Origin of the sequence: Bacillus sp. 22-7 (genome assembly GCF_010628845.1) — a bacterium.
GTDB classification, from domain to species: domain Bacteria; phylum Bacillota; class Bacilli; order Bacillales; family Cytobacillaceae; genus Cytobacillus; species Cytobacillus firmus_B.
Genome location: NZ_NJQY01000006.1, coordinates 110,410 through 129,772, shown reverse-complemented (window position 1 = coordinate 129,772; position 19,363 = coordinate 110,410). Strand labels below are relative to the sequence as shown.

Annotated in this window: 20 protein-coding genes and 1 pseudogene; 18 read left to right on the top strand and 3 right to left on the bottom strand. The window is 38.2% G+C overall.

Features of this window, described 5'->3' with window-relative positions; all coding sequences use genetic code 11:
• Positions 1-436 precede the first annotated feature (436 nt).
• The 9 genes from CE058_RS04565 to CE058_RS04525 all read left to right on the top strand — a co-directional run bounded on the left by CE058_RS04565 (position 437) and on the right by CE058_RS04525 (position 6,942).
• Complete coding sequence (locus tag CE058_RS04565; protein ID WP_163140555.1) at positions 437-1,954, top strand: phospholipase D-like domain-containing protein; 1,518 nt, start codon at positions 437-439, stop codon at positions 1,952-1,954.
• A gap of 314 nt (positions 1,955-2,268) precedes the next feature.
• Positions 2,269-2,952, top strand: coding sequence for a DUF421 domain-containing protein (locus CE058_RS04560; protein ID WP_163140553.1), 684 nt, complete (start codon positions 2,269-2,271; stop codon positions 2,950-2,952).
• A gap of 264 nt (positions 2,953-3,216) precedes the next feature.
• The gene (locus CE058_RS04555) at positions 3,217-3,420 is read left to right on the top strand and encodes a DUF1657 domain-containing protein (protein ID WP_019382215.1); all 204 of its coding nucleotides are present in this window, start codon (positions 3,217-3,219) and stop codon (positions 3,418-3,420) included.
• A gap of 81 nt (positions 3,421-3,501) precedes the next feature.
• The gene (locus CE058_RS04550) at positions 3,502-3,969 is read left to right on the top strand and encodes a YhcN/YlaJ family sporulation lipoprotein (protein WP_019382214.1); all 468 of its coding nucleotides are present in this window, start codon (positions 3,502-3,504) and stop codon (positions 3,967-3,969) included.
• Between the two features lie 16 nt (positions 3,970-3,985).
• A complete protein-coding gene (gene spoVAC, locus CE058_RS04545; protein WP_019382213.1) occupies positions 3,986-4,465 on the top strand; it encodes a stage V sporulation protein AC in 480 nt (159 codons plus the stop codon).
• Positions 4,465-5,484, top strand: coding sequence for a stage V sporulation protein AD (gene spoVAD, locus CE058_RS04540; RefSeq protein WP_019382212.1), 1,020 nt, complete (start codon positions 4,465-4,467; stop codon positions 5,482-5,484). Before spoVAC ends, spoVAD begins: the two co-directional genes overlap by 1 nt.
• A complete protein-coding gene (gene spoVAE, locus CE058_RS04535) occupies positions 5,481-5,831 on the top strand; it encodes a stage V sporulation protein AE (protein ID WP_019382211.1) in 351 nt (116 codons plus the stop codon). The genes spoVAD and spoVAE overlap by 4 nt, the downstream gene beginning before the upstream one ends.
• Positions 5,832-5,843: 12 nt before the next feature.
• Positions 5,844-6,050: a DUF1657 domain-containing protein gene (locus CE058_RS04530; RefSeq protein ID WP_061791255.1), complete on the top strand. Its 207-nt coding sequence runs from the start codon at positions 5,844-5,846 to the stop codon at positions 6,048-6,050.
• Positions 6,051-6,081: 31 nt separating this feature from the next.
• Entirely contained in the window at positions 6,082-6,942 is an 861-nt protein-coding gene (locus CE058_RS04525) for a DUF421 domain-containing protein (RefSeq protein WP_019382209.1), read from the top strand.
• 103 nt (positions 6,943-7,045) lie between these two features.
• Here the strand turns inward: CE058_RS04525 and CE058_RS04520 are convergent, their stop codons facing one another.
• The gene (locus tag CE058_RS04520; protein WP_019382208.1) at positions 7,046-8,410 is read right to left on the bottom strand and encodes a D-serine ammonia-lyase; all 1,365 of its coding nucleotides are present in this window, start codon (positions 8,408-8,410) and stop codon (positions 7,046-7,048) included.
• Positions 8,411-8,889: 479 nt separating this feature from the next.
• On the opposite strand from CE058_RS04520, the gene CE058_RS04515 reads away from it, so the two are divergent.
• From CE058_RS04515 to CE058_RS24990, 7 genes are all read left to right on the top strand, one after another.
• Entirely contained in the window at positions 8,890-9,174 is a 285-nt protein-coding gene (locus tag CE058_RS04515; protein ID WP_019382206.1) for a DUF997 family protein, read from the top strand.
• An 11-nt stretch (positions 9,175-9,185) separates the two neighbouring features.
• Positions 9,186-10,682, top strand: coding sequence for a sodium/pantothenate symporter (gene panF, locus CE058_RS04510; RefSeq protein WP_019382205.1), 1,497 nt, complete (start codon positions 9,186-9,188; stop codon positions 10,680-10,682).
• Positions 10,683-10,736: 54 nt separating this feature from the next.
• The gene (locus CE058_RS04505) at positions 10,737-12,344 is read left to right on the top strand and encodes an N-acyl-D-amino-acid deacylase family protein (protein WP_019382204.1); all 1,608 of its coding nucleotides are present in this window, start codon (positions 10,737-10,739) and stop codon (positions 12,342-12,344) included.
• A 139-nt stretch (positions 12,345-12,483) separates the two neighbouring features.
• Positions 12,484-12,609 (top strand): hypothetical protein, encoded by a 126-nt coding sequence (locus CE058_RS25000; protein ID WP_286167876.1) that lies wholly within the window; start codon positions 12,484-12,486, stop codon positions 12,607-12,609.
• 368 nt (positions 12,610-12,977) lie between these two features.
• Positions 12,978-13,169 (top strand): hypothetical protein, encoded by a 192-nt coding sequence (locus CE058_RS04500; protein WP_163140551.1) that lies wholly within the window; start codon positions 12,978-12,980, stop codon positions 13,167-13,169.
• A gap of 23 nt (positions 13,170-13,192) precedes the next feature.
• Positions 13,193-13,477, top strand: a complete 285-nt coding sequence (locus CE058_RS24995) for a YfmQ family protein (RefSeq protein WP_286167871.1) — start codon at positions 13,193-13,195, stop codon at positions 13,475-13,477.
• A complete protein-coding gene (locus CE058_RS24990) occupies positions 13,399-13,635 on the top strand; it encodes a YfmQ family protein (RefSeq protein ID WP_457990178.1) in 237 nt (78 codons plus the stop codon). Before CE058_RS24995 ends, CE058_RS24990 begins: the two co-directional genes overlap by 79 nt.
• 134 nt (positions 13,636-13,769) lie before the next feature.
• On the opposite strand, the pseudogene CE058_RS04490 reads toward CE058_RS24990, so the two are convergent.
• Together CE058_RS04490 and CE058_RS04485 are read right to left on the bottom strand one after the other, a co-directional pair.
• Positions 13,770-15,199: pseudogene (locus CE058_RS04490) on the bottom strand (aminotransferase-like domain-containing protein).
• A 196-nt stretch (positions 15,200-15,395) separates the two neighbouring features.
• Positions 15,396-16,193 (bottom strand): carbonic anhydrase, encoded by a 798-nt coding sequence (locus CE058_RS04485; RefSeq protein WP_163140548.1) that lies wholly within the window; start codon positions 16,191-16,193, stop codon positions 15,396-15,398.
• 631 nt (positions 16,194-16,824) lie between these two features.
• Between CE058_RS04485 and CE058_RS04480 the strand changes: the two genes are divergently transcribed.
• Together CE058_RS04480 and CE058_RS04475 are read left to right on the top strand one after the other, a co-directional pair.
• On the top strand, positions 16,825-17,907 hold the full coding sequence (locus tag CE058_RS04480; protein WP_163140547.1) for a LuxE/PaaK family acyltransferase: 1,083 nt from the start codon (positions 16,825-16,827) through the stop codon (positions 17,905-17,907).
• The gene (locus CE058_RS04475; RefSeq protein WP_163140545.1) at positions 17,904-19,355 is read left to right on the top strand and encodes an acyl-CoA reductase; all 1,452 of its coding nucleotides are present in this window, start codon (positions 17,904-17,906) and stop codon (positions 19,353-19,355) included. Before CE058_RS04480 ends, CE058_RS04475 begins: the two co-directional genes overlap by 4 nt.
• Positions 19,356-19,363: the final 8 nt, after the last annotated feature.

Here is a 19,363-nt window from a genome sequence, read left to right as displayed (position 1 = left end):
GGTTATTCGCCGAAACAAATCCTTTTTACTATAAATTGAAGTTTAATCTTGTTTCTTGAGGCTGACTCATTAAATTTGAGTTCAGCTCTTTTATATTTTTATCTGTAAAAAAAGCGAGCTTAGAATACTCTAAGCTCAAAATATAGGGGGTCAACTGTTTGAATAGTTCGACCAATATTATTATAACGGATTCAAAATATAATTTAAATACAAAAATGCATAAATATTTAATTATTTTTTATAATTATACACACCCTTCATAGGTACGTTACTTTTTGGAATAAGTCTTTGAAAATTTCTTTAACCGCACACTTTCCTCGTTTAGAATCTCATAACTCATGAGTAAAAGTCTGCCTGACCAATTCCTCCATATTCCATACGTATACTTACTGCATGGTTTGTACATGTTAATGGAAAAACTAAGGAGGAATTTTAGTTGGAATGGATTTACTTTCTATACCTGTTAAATACGGTCTTTATCTTATTCATAGCCATTTGGGAAGTTCGGCGGCCTTCCAAAGCTTTGAATTGGATAGTAATCGCCCTTGTTTTGCCTGTCATTGGTTTCTTATTATATCTTAGCATATCAAATCCCAATCTTATTCATCGTAAAAGATTGACCTTTTCTGATAATAAGTCTGATAAGTTGCCTGAGACATATAGTGATTCTGCATCGATCATCGCCAATGCTTTAAGGTATTTTTCTGTAGGCGGGCTTCGAATCGGCAAAGTCCAAGTACTAAACAATGGAATCGCAAAATATGATCAGCTTATCGAATCCCTGCAAAAAGCCCAAAAAACCATTGATCTGGAATATTTCATCTATCGTAACGACCAAATTGGTAATCGTATTACAGAACTGCTGATAGAAAAAGCAGTAAATGGAGTGCGGGTTCGTTTTATTAGAGATGCTTGGGGGAGTAAAAAATTTCCGCGACAAAAAATTCTTCAGATGGTGGAAGCAGGGATCGAATGCCGGACAATTTTCCCTTTAAAATTTCCCTGGGTTTTGTCCAATTGGAATTATCGGGATCATTGTAAGATTGTCACTATTGACAGTAAGGAATCCTTTGCTGGTGGTATGAACATTGGGTATGAATATACAGGATTAAGGCCGGACGTTGGATTCTGGAGGGACACTCATTTGCAAATTAAAGGCGAAGCAGCTGGAGACTTGCAGGCTATCTTCGACGTTCATTGGAATATCGCTGTACCAGAACGGATAAAGTCAAAAGCGAAATCTGATGCAACGAAAAAGAGTACCAAAACCCAAAAATATAAATCAAAGGAAATCAATCCAGCCAGCAGCATAGATCTTTCAAGATGGTCTGCCGAATTAGGATCTGAGTTATGGCCTATAGAAGGTAAAACAGACAATACCCAATCAAAGACAGGAGAATTGCATAAGGCATACATCCATACGCTGGAAGGAAACCCTGGAATTCCCACACCAGTTATTCGCCAAGCTTACTTTATATTGATAACACAAGCGAGCAAAACCATTGATATATCAACGCCTTACTTTATACCAGAAACAGATATTATTATGGCATTAAAGACAGCTGTGGCTCGTGGTGTACGCGTAAGATTACTGGTTCCCCGCCATATTGATAAAAAAATCGTGGGTTTTGCAAGTCAAACCTATTACGGAGAGCTTATAGAAGCTGGGGTCCAAATCTATCAGTACGATAAAGGAATGTTACATGCAAAACTGATGATCATTGATGGAGAAATTGCAGAAGTAGGCGCAGCAAACTATGATATGAGAAGCTTTCGCCTGAATTATGAAGTGTGTCAAGTCGTGTACAGTGCTGATGTGGCAAGGGAACTTGCAGAGCAGTTCGAGAGGGATCTTTCTGATTCTATACCATTAAGAATTGAAGACTTAATGCAGCGATCCCTGACCAAGCGGTTTGTTGAACAGGGTGCCCGCCTGCTTTCTCCATTATTATAAGTTGATGTATCCTGTTTTTTGTTCTTTGAAAAATCGAAAACCCATGTTTAAGAACTCTGAACACGGGTTTCGATGGTTTATTTACTAAAAACGGTAATACAAAACAGGTAGTTCAAAGAGTTTGAATTGCTTTTTAAATAAATATAAATGACAAATGTATATCATAAGGAAATACGTTTATTAGAACTGCATACCTGCCTTTAGATCCTCGGACCTTTCCGTATGATATTCAGCGGTATCGGCAGCCAGTTCTCTAGCCTCTTTATCGAAACCTCAAGATACAGCTAAGTAAAATATAAACTGGAGGAAAAACTTTGGAAGAAGTTCAAATTGGTTTACTGACGATTAAAGTCATCGTTGGTTTTGCAACTTTATTTTTTATCATTATCATAACAGGCAGAACATCCATCAATCAGTTAACCCCGTTTCACTTAGTTTTTGTGTTAGTACTTGGAGATTTATTAGGAAATACCATTTATCAAGATCAGGTAGGGGTCTTTCATTTTTTATATGCAATTGGATTGTGGACGTTTCTTATGCTGGGAATAGAGTTTATGACTCTAAAAAGTAAATCGGCACGTTCTCTCTTATTAGGCAATCCTAACATCATCATTCGAGATGGTGTTATGGACAGAAAGTTACTTAAAAAGAACAAACTGGATGTAAATCAAGTATTGAGTATACTTCGACAAAATCATGTCTTTTCAGTTCGTGAAGTCAAATACGGTATATTGGAAGCTAATGGACAAATAAGTTTATTATTAAAATCCAAGTATCAAAAACCAGAAAAACAAGATTTCAATCTTCCTGAAAGTCCAGCAGAACTCCCTACATCGTTAATTATAGATGGGGAAATTCTATGGGATAATTTACATGAACTCGGGTTTGATCAACAGTGGTTAGCTAACCAATTAACTGCCAATGGATATGATAGTATAAAGCGTATCCTGTATGCAGATTGGCGAGAGAGTGAAGGGATACATATAAGTCCTAAATAAATTTTGTTAGGATAAAGCAGGGACTTAAATTGAAAAAAGAAATGGCCAGCTAAGACCAAGACAAGGGAGAGAATTTATATTCTCTCCCTTGTCTATTTTTCAAGAGGAATAGGAAGAATGAATGGCATTGGTTTACAAATAAAGAATTGACATAAATTCTCGCTTGGTTAGCCAAAGTAGGTTCTATCCGGAAAATTTCAAGCATAAAAATCGTTTTTTAAAGCATTCTAAAAAGGTCCTAAAAAAACAAAGGAGGTGCCATTCATGACAGTCATCAATGACGTTAAAACAGCTCTGGCAGGACTAAAAAGTACTCAGGCGAGCTTTGAAACATTTGCTCTTAGTACAGATAATGAACAAGCGAAGCAGCTGTATCAAGATGCCGCTAAACAAACTCAAGCCGTAGTGGACAGTATTTCACCGCGTGTTCAGCAAATTGAACAAGAAGAACCTCAATACAAACAATAATCATTAACACGATACAAAAGGTTGGTTGGATATCGGCCAACCTTTTTCCCGATTTTGAATGGATAAAATGAGGTGATTTTCATGAAAGTCAACATAGCTAATTTTAAAATTCTTATATTATTGCTAATCATTATCGGACTAAGCTCTGGATGTAATGAAAATCAATTGGATAATAACAATAAAAAGTCTAGTGTTTCGCAAGTACATACAGGGAAGCCATTCGATCAATCTATCGCTAACCACGCTAAAGAAAAGATTAAAACTAAGGACGAAATTACGGATGTTAGGGCTGTGAATACAGATAAGGAGCTTCTAGCGGCGATAAAGGTAGAAAATTTCGACCGTTTTCGCTTAAAAAGTATCGAGAAGACCGTAACATCCGACTTGGAAAAAATGTATCCCAATCACATGGTTGTCGTTTCGTCCGATAAAAAAATGTTATGGGAACTCCAAAAAATTGAAGAAAGACTGCAAAAAAACAAAACGAATAAGAAAAACTTAAAAAAGGATTTGAAAAAACTTAAAAATCTTATTAAGGAACAGACGTAAAGTGGGGGATGAAGCCATGTCAAATAATCAAAAGAAACAGCTTTCACCAGTCCAGCAGGAATACCAGGAACTGCAAAAACAGCGCGAAATCAAAAGGCCGGTTGTGAAAAATTGTATAAAAGCCTTTCTAATAGGCGGTCTCATCTGTCTTATTGGCCAGTTTATTCAGGATTTTTACATTTATTATTTTGATTTTACAGAGCAAACGGCCGGCAACCCGACGGTTGGAACGTTAATTTTTATTACAATGCTTTTTACTGGTTTTGGTGTATATGACCGAATTGCCCAATTTGGGGGGGCTGGGACAGCGGTACCCGTAACTGGTTTTGGCAATGCAGTCATATCACCTGCCATGGAACATCGAACCGAAGGATTTGTCTTGGGCGTAGGCGGTAATATATTTAAATTGGCGGGTTCGGTTATTTTATTCGGTGTTTTTTCTGCCTTTGTCATTGCCTTAATTAAGACAATTTTAATCAGATGGGGTGGTTTATAATGCTTGCAGGCCATCGTACATGGATATTCGAACAAAAGCCCGTCATTATTTCGACTGGAACTATTGGGGGACCCTTTGAAGCCAATGGAGCTATACCGGATGACTTTGATACTCTTCATGCTGATTTATGGCTTGGACAAGATTCCTATGAAAAAGCACATAAAGTCCTTTTTGAAGAAGCTTGTCAGAAAGCGATGGAAAAAGGCGGAATCCAAAAGGATCAAGTACAATTTATCTTTGCCGGTGATTTAATTAATCAAATAACGCCAACCAGTTTCGCTAGCCGGACAATTGGAGCACCGTATTTTGGTTTGTTTGGTGCCTGTTCTACTTCAATGGAGGGGCTTGCATTAGCTGCTTATATCGTTAATACCAATGGAGCTAAATATATACTGACTGGAGCCTCCAGTCATGATACAGCAGTTGAAAAGCAATTTCGTTATCCAACTGAATATGGCGGACAAAAGCCTCCTACTGCCCAATGGACAGTCACAGGTGCTGGCGCGGCCCTTTTAAGTGATTCTGGTGAAGGACCAAGTGTTACATCTGCAACAATTGGCCGTGTAATTGATATGGGCTTAACAGATCCATTTAATATGGGAGGGGCCATGGCTCCTGCTGCGGTAGATACCATTGAGGCGCATTTAACGGAAAGAAACATTGATCCATCTTATTATGATTTAATCGTCACCGGGGATCTTGGCCAAATAGGGCGTGAAGTTTCCCTTGATTTATTTAAAAAGCATGGAATTTCCATCAGTGAAGAGCGATACCAGGATTGCGGTCTTATGATTTATCGGGAGGGTCAGCCAGTCCTGGCAGGTGCAAGTGGTCCAGGTTGTTCAGCAACCGTCGTTTATGGGCATTTATTAAATCGCATGAAGAAAGGAGAATTTAAAAGAATGTTAGTCGTGGCCACAGGTGCCTTATTATCTCCACTTTCTTTTCAGCAAAGCGAATCGATCCCTTGTATCGCCCATGCAGTATCCATTGAATATGGGGGGCAATCATCCATATGACCTATTTTTGGGCTTTTACCGTAGGCGGTTTGATTTGTGTCATTGGGCAGATTATGTTTGATGTGTTTAAATTGACACCCGGACATACATTAAGTTCTCTTGTCGTAGCAGGGGCTATTTTAGATGGATTTGGATTATATGAACCCTTGATTGATTTTGCTGGTGCAGGCGCTACTGTACCTATTACAAGCTTTGGCAATTCCCTTGTGCATGGGGCTATGCAGGAAGCAGAAAAACACGGGATAGTTGGTGTACTCACGGGAATGTTTGAAGTAACCAGTTCAGGTATTTCAGCTGCCATTATTTTTGGAATGCTGGGAGCCCTTATTTTTAAGCCAAAAGGATAAGGAGGATGTTAAATGACGATTGCATCAAATGTAAAACAGACTCTTGCCAGCCTTAAAGGTGCAGAAGCCGATTTATCCAGTTTAGCACTTAGGACTCAAGACTTTGAATCAAAGCGTACACTTCATGAAACCATGATGAGTGTCCATGAGGTAGTAACGGATTTAAAAAAGCGAATAGGTGAAATGGAACGGGAAGAATTTCAGTATAAAGGTTTTTAAGAGATATTATTTTTGCTGGGGGTGTTAATCAGTGCCTGCATGGTTAGATATTGCCGTACGGTCAATTTTATTTGTTGTAATTTTATTCTTTATTACGAAATGGTTAGGAAAGAAACAAATATCAGAGTTATCTTTCTTTGAATATGTCACTGGTATTTCTATTGGGAGTATAGGTGCTGAGGTTGCTATGGGGCTTGAACGGAGCATTTTTCACGGGATCATCGGAGTTATTATCTTTGCAGCGATACCCTTTATCTCTGGTGTACTTTCCTTAAAAAGTAAAAAGTTTCGTGATTTTGTAGAAGGTACAGGAACTATCTTTATAAAAGACGGAAAAATCATGGAAGATAACATGAAAAAGGAAAGATACACGACAGATGAGTTACTGGAGCTGCTTCGCAGGAAGGATGTTTATCAAGTGGCGGATGTAGAATTCGCCGTATTAGAGCCGACTGGAGATTTGTCCGTCATGCTAAAGAAAGAAAATCAGCCATTAACACCAAAGGATCTAAACTTGGCGATTGCTCCAATCAAAGAGCCTCAGACTGTCATTATGGATGGTGTTATAATGGATGAACCGCTTGCCACGATCGGACGAAGCCGGGCCTGGTTATACACTGAATTAGATAAGCTTGGTGTAACGGTCGAAAATGTGTTTCTGGGACAAGTTAACTCCTATGGAGAGTTAACAGTAGACCTGTTTGACGATCAATTACAAGTCCCATCACCTCAGGATCGAGCCCTAATTCTTTCGACCCTGAAAAAATGCCAAGCAGACTTAGAGCTGTTTGCTCTTGGAACCGAAGTAAAAGAAGCTAAGCAGATGTATAGTGAAAATAGTGAAAAACTGCAAAAAGCAATTGATAAAGTGATGCCTATTTTAAAAGGATGATGATGCATTAACAGTAAAGCAGGACCTTTTTATTTTAAAACTAATTAGTTAACCCCTTAGCTTGATTACAGACTAAGGGGTGTTTTCCTATATTATAGTCAAGTTATCTGCTTCTATTTCCCGATGCTAATTCCAGCCCTTTTTGATAATATTGTGCCATCATTTTTTCAGGAACCATGCTTCCGCCTGTCGCCCACACAATATGTGTACCCTTATTCATTGCTTCCGTTAAACCGTGCATGTGTAAATAATCTTTACCTTCACTGCATAATTTACTTGGTCCAATCAGTCCTGCTAATGCAGAAGGTTCTAACTGGATGCCCTCTGTATCAACTAGTTCCTTTAATAACTTATAAAGCAGTTCATCGCTGACAGTATAAGTTCCACCTAGAAACGGCTCTATAGTTTTACCAACAAATCCCGATGGCCTCCCTACAGCAAGCCCATCAGCGTCTGTAAGATTATCAATGCCAATATCTTGTACAGAAATTTTATCATGAAGGCCAGTCATTAAGCCGAGCAGCATACATGGCGAGTGGGTGGGTTCTGCAAAAAAACAGTGAACATTGTCTTGAAACAATAATTTTAAACCAAAGGCTACGCCTCCAGGACCGCCGCCTACTCCGCATGGAAGGTAAACAAATAAAGGGTGATTTTTATCTATTATGATCCCTGACTCTTCCAATTGCTGCTTCAATCGAGATGCAGCCACTGCATAACCTAAAAATAGGTCTTGAGAATTTTCATCATCCACAAAATAACATGCTGGGTCACTATATGCCTGGGATCGGCCTTCTTCTACCGCTTTACTGTAGTCATCTTCATATTCAATAACTTTGACATTTTTGCTTCTGAGCAATTCTTTTTTCCACTGTTTTGCATCAGCTGACATATGAACAGAAACATTAAAACCTAATTTTACACTTATGATGCCAATACTAAGTCCTAAGTTTCCAGTCGAGCCTACTGCGACTGAGTATTGTGAAAAAAATGTTCGAAATTTTTCACTATCTAAAATCGAATAATCATCTTGAATGGTTAACAATTGATGTTGAAACGCTAATTTTTCTGCATGCTTGAGAATTTCATAAATCCCGCCTCTTGCTTTAATAGATCCGGATATAGGAAGGTGACTATCGCATTTTAATAATAATTCTCCTGGAATAGGCTGCTGATAATTCTGCTCTAAGGATTTTTTCATTGAAGGTATTCTCACTAAAGGAGATTCTATGATACCATTGGATTCTTTTGTTTCAGGAAAAGCTTTAGAGATAAATGGTGCAAAACGTTGCAGCCTTTCCTCTGCATCTTTTACATCTTCTAGAGTAAGGGGAGATTTTTTAATTCCAGTTTGAAACGTTTCCAGATTAGGATTGATCCAAAAAACCTCTTCTGTCGATATGAGCTTATTCAGTAAAGGATATTTGTCTTTCCATGCTTTTATTTCTATTCTTTCAATGTCTTTCATCTTTTTTATCCTCCTGATTTTTTGTGCGAAATATATTTCTGAATTTTTATAAATTTTATCATGCTTTCAATTTTTTCTTTTTATTTTACATTATTTTAATGGAGCAAATAGCTGTTAAATTAGCGAGAACATATCTGTATTTGAAGGTTTTATTGATAAGAATGTCTTTCGTAACACTCCGATTGTGATGAGTGCTAATGAGGAGGGCAAAAGAACACTGTGATTAAAGTTTATACCCTTGGATTGGTGGAAATCGTCAAGCAAAAATCAGCAACAAAAGTTTTTTATTGCCTACTTTACAGTTGAAAAAATGAGATTCATGGAAATATTTCTTAACAATCAATTTATTAATAATAATCAAAAAATTAAGATTATTATGTTGACTAATGATATATTGAGTATTTATACTGATAAATGAAGTTGTAACGTCAATTTTTATATTGAAATGAAGTAAAAACATCAAAAGGAGGTATTGTTTAGTGAGTGATCAAGATGATTTTATTGAGGACAGCAGGTATTCCCAATGTACGAGAGAAATGTGGGCTACGGTAGGCTTATTTGTAATAAACATTCTTCTGGTCGGGGGTGTATCGTTATGGCTTGGGCTTAACAAAACCGCAGATTCAATGACTTATATTCTTGGTTTTCCTGCTTGGTTCTTTTGGGGAGGGATTATGGGCACAGCGATTTTTTGTATCCTTCCTTATTTCATGATTAAGTTCTTTTATAAGGATATGTCGATTGAAGCTGAGGATGAAAGGTAGGTGCTCACTCAATGAAATGGGATGTTCTTATACCGATATTTCTTACTTTAATTGCTACGTTTGCAATCGGGATTGTTCTTCACAAGAAAATGAAGGTTAAAAATGCAAACTTTCAGGAGGATTATTTTATTGGAGGCCGATCTCTTGGACCATTTGTATTGACCTTCACTATTTTAGCTTCGGCAGCAAGCGCCGGCACTTTTATCGGTTCTCCAGGGGTGGCATATACATCAGGATTTAGCTGGGTGCTTATTCTCCTTACACAAGTTGGAATGGGTGTATATATATTAGGGATTCTTGGGAAAAAGTTTGCGATAGTGGCAAGGAAAATTAATGCTGTCACTTTAACGGATTTTTTCAAGGAAAGATATGAAAGTAAAGCGGTAGTGCTGGGAAGTTCTATCGGGGTTATCCTTTTTATCAGTGCCTATATGGTAGCTCAATTTGTAGGAGGAGCCCGCATTTTAGAATCAATAACGGGTTTACCCTATAAAACTGGATTACTTATTTTTGGGCTAGCTGTTGTTCTGTATACTGTATACGGTGGTTTTAGAGCAGTTGCATTAACAGATGCTATTCAGGGCATCATTATGATTTTTGGTGGAGTGCTGCTTTGGATTTTCTTTTTAATTAAAACGGACGGATTTAGTGGCCTAATAGGAAAGCTAGTTGCTGAACACCCGGAAATGGTAGAATTACCAGGACCGTCAGGAGCAACACCATTAATGCTTTTTTCCTACTTTATGCTTTTTGGCATCGCAGCCATTGGTTTACCACATGCTTCAGTTAGGGGAATGACCTTCAAAAATACTGATTCAATGCATAAGTCCATAATCTATAGTGGAATGATTATGGCGTTGTTTTCCATATTTTTTGCAACTCTTGGTCCGTTTGTAAGGGTTTTATATCCGGATTTATCAGCACCAGATATGGCATTGCCGACATTAATATTAGATATAATGCCGGGATGGGTTGCTGGACTCGTACTTTCGGCTCCGCTAGCAGCTATTATGTCAACGGTCAACTCAATGCTACTTGTGACGAGTGCTTCTGTTGTAAAAGATATATATTTAAATTACATCAATCCTAAAGCAAGTGAAAGAAAAGTAGCTAAGTTATCTTATTTCTCTACCCTGATTATTGGACTAGGAGTGGTATTGTTTGCTCTAACACCACCAGACTATCTGCAATTTTTAGTAATTTATGCGATAGGTGGACTGGAAGCTACCTTTTTTGCACCCATTGTATTCGGTCTTTATTGGAAAAGAGCTAATGCATGGGGAGCTATTGTCTCAATGTATACAGGGTTAATCAGCTATATCATTCTTGGTGAGCTTTTTCCGAATCCCTTTGGAATGCAAACCATTGTAACTGCAACAGCTCTATCCGTAATTTTGATGATCGCTGTCAGCTGTTTAACTCCTCGGCCATCTGAACAAATTATCATCAAAATGTGGGGAAACAAAAAAGTTGAAAACCCTCACATTAAGAAAACTTCTATAGGGTAAGCATTTATTCCATCCATATAAGAAAAATCAATCTATTATTTTAGGAGGAAAATTATGTTTGATTTAATCATTAAAAATGGACGTATTTATGACGGAACAGAAAATCCTTGGACAAAATCTGATATTGGGATTAAAGATGGTATTATCCGTAAAATTGGCGATTTGAAGAATGAAAGTGCAAATCGAGTTATCGATGCAGAAAAAATGGCTGTCACTCCAGGGTTTATCGATACACATGTACACTCGGACCTTCTATGTACCAAACCAGAGATTCATAAAATTAAGGTTTTGCAAGGGGTAACAACAGAATTATTTGGGCAGGACGGGATATCTGTAGCGCCTGTATCTGAACAAACAAAACCCCTTTGGCAAAAGCAATTAAAGGGGCTAAACGGCGATATTGGAGATTGGCCATGGAATACGATTGAAGAGTACCTTGAATTTTTGGATCAATCTAAAATTTCCGGCAATGCAGCTTATCTAGTTCCTCATGGAGCTGTACGTACATTGGTAATGGGATTTGATGGCCGGCAAGCTACTAAAGAAGAAATGGAGAAAATGAGGGATCTTGTCGAGGAAGGCATGAAACAGGGAGCTGTGGGGTTGTCTTCAGGCCTGGTTTATCCTCCTAATGTATTTTCCTGCAAAGACGAATTAATTGAAATTTGCAAAGGTGCAGCGAAGTACGATGGTTGCTTTGTGGTTCATATTCGCAATGAAAGCAACAAATCACTAGAGGCGCTAGATGAAGTTATTGATGTAGCAAGACAATCGGGGGTACGGCTGCATGTTTCCCACTTTAAGGTTGCTGGGAAAATTAATCGATCAAAGTATGAACAGGCTCTAGTAAGAATGGATGAAGCGAGGTCAGAAGGGATAGAAGTAACATTTGATCAATATCCATATACAGCAGGGTCTACTGTTTTTCATGCTATATTACCACCTTGGATGCATTCTGGCGGTACAGCAGAATTGTTGGAAAAGCTAAAGGAATCTAGCGTACAAGCCCGCATAAAAGAGGACTTAAAACATAATTCCGATTATGAAAATTGGGTATTGAATTGCGGGTGGGAGAATATCACGCTTACATCCGTCTCAACGGATAAAAATCGGTGGGCTGAAGGAAAGAATATGGTGGAAATTGCCAATCTCTTAAATGTTGAACCTGCCGATGCAGCATTCAAACTTCTTCTTGAAGAAAGTGCGGGAATTACTATGCTTGTACACTGGGGTGATGAAGAAGTAATTACTGGTGGAATACAGCATCCATTACAAATTGTAGGATCTGATGGCATTTTTGGAGGAAAACCTCATCCTCGCTTATATGGTACGTATCCGAGAGTATTGGGGCACTTTGTAAGAGACAATAATGCCCTTACGCTTGAACAGGCAATACGTAAAATGACCGGTGCTCCTGCTCAATTGTTACGTCTAAAGAAAAGAGGGTTATTAAAAGAAGGATTTGCGGCTGATATTGTTATTTTTGATCCACTAACCATTCGTGACAATGCTACTTACGAGGATCCGTTACAAGAGCCCTCAGGTATTAACTATGTAATTGTTAACGGACAGCTGGCTGCAGAAAAAGGGAAGTACTTAGGGGTAACCGCTGGTCAAGTGTTAAGGCGGGAACCTGTATATGCCGAGAATGTTTCTGTATAAAGATTTACAGAATTTAGCCACTTACCGGAAATCTGCAAATTGAAGAATTCTTGACGATAATGATGTCTTTTTCCCTTTCAATTAAAGTTATTCAAAATGAAATCCTCTGAGATCAGAGCAGAATGAAGAGTGAAGGTAATTGGGAAAAAGACTATTAATATATCCATTAGAAGAAATAGCTGAAGCCGAAATTGTATTTGAAAAAAATTTATGGGAAAATGGTATTAAGAATAAGTTAATAAATAAAAAGGCTAGAAAAGACTAACGTCAATTTTCTAGCCTTTTAAAAAGCAGGGCAGATTACATCCAGGATCTAGTTAGAAAGAACTACTGAGATTTACGTGGAATCCCGGTAGAGCGTCCACTGCATTAGCCAGACGGGTATAAGGATCCTTCAGAAATCTACTAGGTGCAGCAATATTGCAATGTCAATATCTTGTCCTTTTTCTTGTATGTGTCTTTAGAGGCTTCCTTTAGATTTAGGATTGGGGGTAATCATATAGCTCCTTACTTGCAAGATGGCTGGTTTTCAAACGGAAAATTATGCTGTAGTGGATGGTTATTTTATACTTTAAGTAAGTTATCATTTAGTTAAGTAAAATAACGATCCAGAAGTAAGAAGAGGTGTGCTGAATGAAAGTGATGTTAGGTTTAGTGGTATTGATCTTAATTCTTGCTGTTGTTTCTACGTTGGTGCTGACAGGCAAATCAGACGAGGACTACGGAAATTCGGCTAAGAAAAATACAGCAAATTTAACTTTAATATATGTGGTGGTTATATTTATTGCTCTCACTTCACTTGGAATCTATATTTGGCGGGCTTAATTAGCTAAGGGAGATGATGAGAAGTGACATGGGCTGTTTTAATTCCAATTATACTTGTTAGTTTATTAAAAATTGTCATAACCTGCCTGCCAACGGGTACTGTCAATTGGCTCCTCAGCAAATTTGAAACACATTCCAAGCTTAAAGAGGAGGACGTTACCGTTACCTTTGGAGATAAGATTCTCGAAAGCGAGGAAAAAATTAAATTTATAAATCAATTTAACGAAGAATTTTTATCAAGAAGCACTATATCCATCCTGGGAACGAACAGAATTTTTTATCGCCATCGAAAGCCGGCACGCCCGTAATAATGGATGTAAAGCGGGGGGAAACAAACCCCAGGATTATTGTCTACAGTTATAGTGATCGAATTGATGTGGTAAAACAATACAGAAAAAAAGTTGTTGTCTATAGCCTGATTTCCGAGGAACTCCAGCATAGCCGTTTGGCTGTGCAGGGCAGATAGTTTAGAGACAACACTGAATAAAAAATAATACAACCGAATATTGGCCAGATAGAATCACGCATGGGTAAAAGAATCCATGCGTGATTTACCTTTAACTCCAATAAACTAAACGCCATCCTTAAAATTGATTGCTGCTATATGAATGCAAGGGCTTCAGCAAATCGTTTAATACCTTCATGAATGTTTTCTTCTTTTTCCCTTGCAAATGTAAAACGGATAAATCCTTTCTCAGTTCCCATTGAGCTGCCAGGAACGTAGATGACGCCTCTCTTAATAGGATTCTTCGAGTAATTGAATCCATTAAAATCCTTCTTGATTCTGAAGCATAGATGTATACCGCCTTCAGGGACGTTATATTCAACTTGATCATGAAAAAAGGTCTGCAGACTTGTATCAATCTGCTTGCTTCGATGATCTAATTGCTTCACTAAATGCTTAATATGGGATTCAAATTTGCTGAATTCAATAAAATCATTGGCAATCCATTGAGAATAGCTTCCATGTCCAAAATCGTCCTGCTGTTTTGCATCTGACAATCTTTCAATTACCGGTTTCGGTCCGATAATCCAGCCTATTCTTAGGCCAGAAGCAACAATTTTTGTCAGAGAGCTAATATATAGAACATTTCCATTTTGATCAAGGGATTTAAGAGTTTTCATTTTTTCACCTGTGAAAGAGGTTAAGCTATATGGATCATCCTCCACAATGGGAATGCCATATTTAGAAGATAGTTCCAGGATTTTTCTTCGTTGGTTTTCAGGTAATAATGTACCCGTTGGATTTTGGTATATAGGATTTAAAAAGATCATTTTAATTTGGTGTTTTTTATATAATGCAGTGATATCGTCCGGATCAATTCCATCCTTATCTGTTTTTAAGTAATAGGTTTTGATGCCGGCAGATTTAAAGAGGGGGAGGCTATAGTGATAAGAAGGATCCTGGATCGCTACAGCATCACCCGGTTTCAGGAGACATTGAATCACAAGATGCAAGGCTTGCTGTGCCCCTGAGGTAATCAGGATAGAAGAAGATTCAGCCTCAATGTCCCGAAATGTTTTTACATGGGCAGCAAGAGTTTCTCTAAGAATTTCATTCCCTTGGGGATGGTCATATCCCAAAGGGCCAATAAAGGATCAGCTGGATGTAATTTCTCTTAGGGACGATAAGGGAAAAAGGTCTTGAGACAGTTCCCCGCTGGCTAAGTTAATCAGCTTGGTCCCAGTTAGTTCCCTATGGATTCTTTTTGTAACAGAGAAATTAGGCAAAAAGGGGCCCGCTTCAATGTATCTGTTCCAGCTTGGAATCCTTCTCTTTGTCATCCCCCAAATATCCTTGCTGATCGTTGTACCGCTTCCCTGATTGCGTTCGATGATTCCATTGGACTCCAGTTCATCATATGCCGCAACAACCGTGCTCCTGTTGATGTTAAACTGTTTGGCCAATCCTCTTTCAGAGGGAAGCGGCTTATCGGGGGAAAAGTGCCATCTGCAATCCCATTTTCAAGATAAAAAGCAAGCTGCTTATAAATAGGTGTTCTCGACTTTCTGTCAGGTATCCAATCCAATTGAAACAATCCTTTTCATAAAATAATGGCCTTTTTTGATATATAACACCTTTCTTTTAATGATGGATTGACTGGAGCTGCCAACTAGCTTTATCGAAAACACCATTATCCAAAAATTCTCGTCCAATGGGCAGACTGATGAGTTTTTGAGTGGAATTTTATGTTACTGGCTTTTAACCGGTGCAAGGTGAATTTTTCACTCTAATTCAGAAACTGTTCTTTCATTGAGAGGCTGAATTGACCTGCTATTATGAGGGAAAATAGAACCAAATGCATTAATTTGTTCTTTTGACAGCTCAATCGGCTGCTCTAAGACGAACCATTTTACTCCCTCAGAACAAGGCGGTGTTGTTAATGACCCGCTATAGCTGAAGAGTTTTCTCTCTTTTGGCAATAAGTTTTCAAGGTTTATAGACTTGTCCAAAATAACATCCTTTTCCGTTTTCTCTTTTGGAAGTGCGGCCCAGATTTCTTCAAGTACTTTATTTTCATTTCCAGTATGAATAAGAAATCCAAGAACAGCCAACTGTCCTTCTTTGTTTTGATGAACTAAATGTCCCTCCATTTCAAACTTATTTCCGTTAAGCTGGTGTTCACTGGGATTATGAAAGTGCATTTGCTTCAGTGTATACTCTTCATCATTTACTATTATGTTATTTCTGCCAGATGTATCATTAGCTTGTATAGTATGGCCATTGTTCATAAGTGTAAAAGCTGTAGGGCTATAGTTTATTTTAATATCACTTAATGCTTGATCGGTCTGTTCATTAGTTTGTTCAATGTCGATTGGTGACTGTTCTGTACCATCTGCGCACGCAGAAAATGCATCGATTTTTCCCCAATGTTCCGGACCGGTATCTCCATTGTAAGACCAATGAGTCTCACTTTTATCCGAATTCTTTTTCTCAGGTGAAGTTTGCGTAGCAGAAGTACAGGCAGTCATGAATAGTAAGACAGTTCCAAGAAATAATTTTGTAAATAAATTATTTTTCATATACTCTCCTTTCAAATTACAGGTCTTCGTCTAAAGGAAATTCTCCCCTTATTATTATTGTAAAATTTAGAATAAAATGGAACATGTCTTTTTACTTAATTTTTTCAGTATAAATTAAGTGAATAGTGAATAAGAATATGCCTGCTTGGTGCCTTTTTATATAATGTTAGTTGAATGATTCAATGATTATTGATATATATATAATTAGGTAGATAAGTAAGGCGGGATACTAACATATTGGTTTATGTTGTTCAACAATGCTATACTGAAAAATATCCATCGTTTAAGAAAAATATTTATTCTTATTAAATCATGCTACTTGTTTAATAAGTTTGAATAACATCTTGACCAATGATAAGGTAAATAATTATCTCCTGTGAGAAACGGTGGTTAAAAATATTTGAATACATATCGGGGGCTGGTGGAAACTGGCTGAGATTGCAACTATTCCGTTGCTGACCGTGATAACCTGTTGGATAATGCCAGCGTAGGGAATGTGATTAGGGGAACTATGAGCACTTTGCGCCTGCAGAGTGCTCTTTTTGTTTTCCTATAGTAAAGGGCCAGCAAATAAATATAGTAAGCTCTTATGTTCAGCTTTACATAATTTCAAAAAAGAGGGTATGACGAAATGAGAAATGAAATCGTAGACCGTGTTCTTCATTTTATGAGAAGTGAAGATTTTTCTGATGAAGCCTTTAATGACCTGGCATTAAATTTGTTTCGGTACCAATATTCGAATAACAAACCTTTTCAAATGTATTGTCGTCAGAAAGGGAAAACACCTAGGATGGTCAAAAGTTGGAAGGATATCCCTGCGGTGCCCATAAATGCATTCAAGGAGCTCACCCTAAGCTGTGAGGATACGGAAACTGCAGAGGATGTGTTTATGACAAGCGGAACAACGAAAGGGGTTAGAGGGAAGCATTACCACCCAACATTAGAGGTATACAATCAATCCATGTTAAAAAACTTTAAAGCTCGTTTTATGAAGGAGCATAAACAAATAAAAATGGGTATCCTATTTCCCGCTGAAAAGAATATGCCCAATTCTTCTCTGTCACATTATCTAGCATTGGCATATAAGGAATATGGGACACATGACAGCCAATATTTTGTCGATGGACGGGGCTTGAAGGTTGATTCCTTATTGCTCGCCTTAGAGCAAGCTGAGGAATTGGGTCAGTCAATAGCGCTTCTTGGTGCATCCTTTAGTTTTGTTCACTTGTTTGATGAGCTGCAAGCAAAGGGGAGATACTTCCGCCTTCCAGCTGGAAGTAGAATTCTAGATACTGGTGGCTTTAAGAATAAATCAAAGGAGCTGGATTTAGAGACGTTTTATACCCAGCTTTCGACATTGTTAGGGGTTGATAAGTCGGAATGTATCAATATGTATGGAATGACTGAATTGAGTACGCAATTTTATGATCATGGGAATAGTACAGTACCATCAGTAAAATCAGGTCCACATTGGATACGAACAAGGCTGATAAACCCATTAACAGGGGAAGAGGTTGTGAAGGGAGAAAAAGGAGTGCTGGTTCATTGTGATCTAGCAAACTTTAATTCAGTCACAACGATTTTAACGGAGGACCTCGGTGCAGAGAAAGAGGAAGGATTTATATTATTAGGGCGGGCACAAGGAGCAGAGGCAAAAGGATGCTCAATGGCTGTAGATGAATTCATACAGGCAGCAAAGGGGTCATTTCAATGATGGAAATCGCAGGCTATCTTCCAAGCACTCTCAAGGGGGAGCCAGAATATAAAACCTTAACCTTTGAAGGAAATGACAGGAAGCTAGACGTACAAGTTCCACTATTATCACAACAGCAGCTTGATCAGGTTATTAATGTGGTAAAAGCTTCAGCTGCCTCGGTACTTAAATCTTTGTCTGTGACAGAAATTATTGAAATCATTGATAGAGTTATTGAGCAATTGCTGGATCGATCTAACCCCTATCGGCAAAAGGCAGAAGAATTATTGCCAATTGTAACAGGTTATAACGAGGAAATAATTAGGCTTGGGTTAACAAATTATCTAAAAACTTTTCGCAAGCAAAATTTGCAGCGTTTTATTGCGGAGGATTTTGGAAACCCTTTGCTATTAGAAGACTTTCAGCCAAGAGTCAAAAAAGGATTTTCTAAGGCTGTAGGAGCAAATATTACGGTTCAAGTCTGGTCTGGGAATGTTCCTGCTCTTCCACTTTGGAGCCTCATATCAAGTTTAATCGTAAAATCTGGCACCATTGGCAAGCTGCCGAGTGCGGAACCCTTATTTGCAGGCTGGTTTGCAAAGATGATTGCCGAGGCTGAGCCAAAACTTGCAGATTGTTTAGCCGTCATTTGGTGGAAGGGCGGTGACGAAGAAAAGGAGAAGCGTGTATATCAGCATGCGGATATTGTTCTTGCTTATGGCGGCAATCAAGCACTGGATTCAATAAAAAGCCGTGTTCCCATTACCACCCGCTTCCTTCCATTTGGTCATAAAATTAGTTTTGGTATTGTTTCAAGGGTTAGCCTTGACTCTCGTAAAGTATGGAAAACAGTCCGGGATGCTGCATATGATGTAATTCGGTATGATCAACAAGGCTGTTACTCTCCGCATGTTTTTTATGTGCAAAATGGCGGGAATATTGAACCGAGAGAGTTTGCCAGATATTTAGCCCATGAATTAGAAAGCTTTGAAAAGAGGTACCCTCGCAGAAGTCTTTCATTAGAAGAAGCAGCAAAACTTGTTGAATGGAGACAAAAGGAAGAGTTCAGTTTATTTACTAACCAAGAAAAAGAAATCCTTGGTGAACAAAATAATTCCTGGGTGGTCGTTTTTGATAAAGCTGAAAATGAGTTAACACCAAGCTGTTTAAATCGAGTCATCAGAGTTGTTGAAGTGGACGAGTTAGTTGATATCCCGTCATATATCGAGAACTCAAGATCGTATCTGCAAACGGCTGGGATCGCAGCGTCACCAAAAGAACTCTTTGAAATCGCAGAGCTATTAGGAAGAGTGGGAGTAACACGTATAACAAGGTTGGGAAATATGACAGCCCCAGAAGCAGCATGGCATCATGATGGACGTTTTAATTTACTGGACTTAGTAAATATGGTGGATATTGAACACCTTGCGGAGGAATATTCAGAAAATCTTGCCTCTTATGTAGATTAGGAGATAAT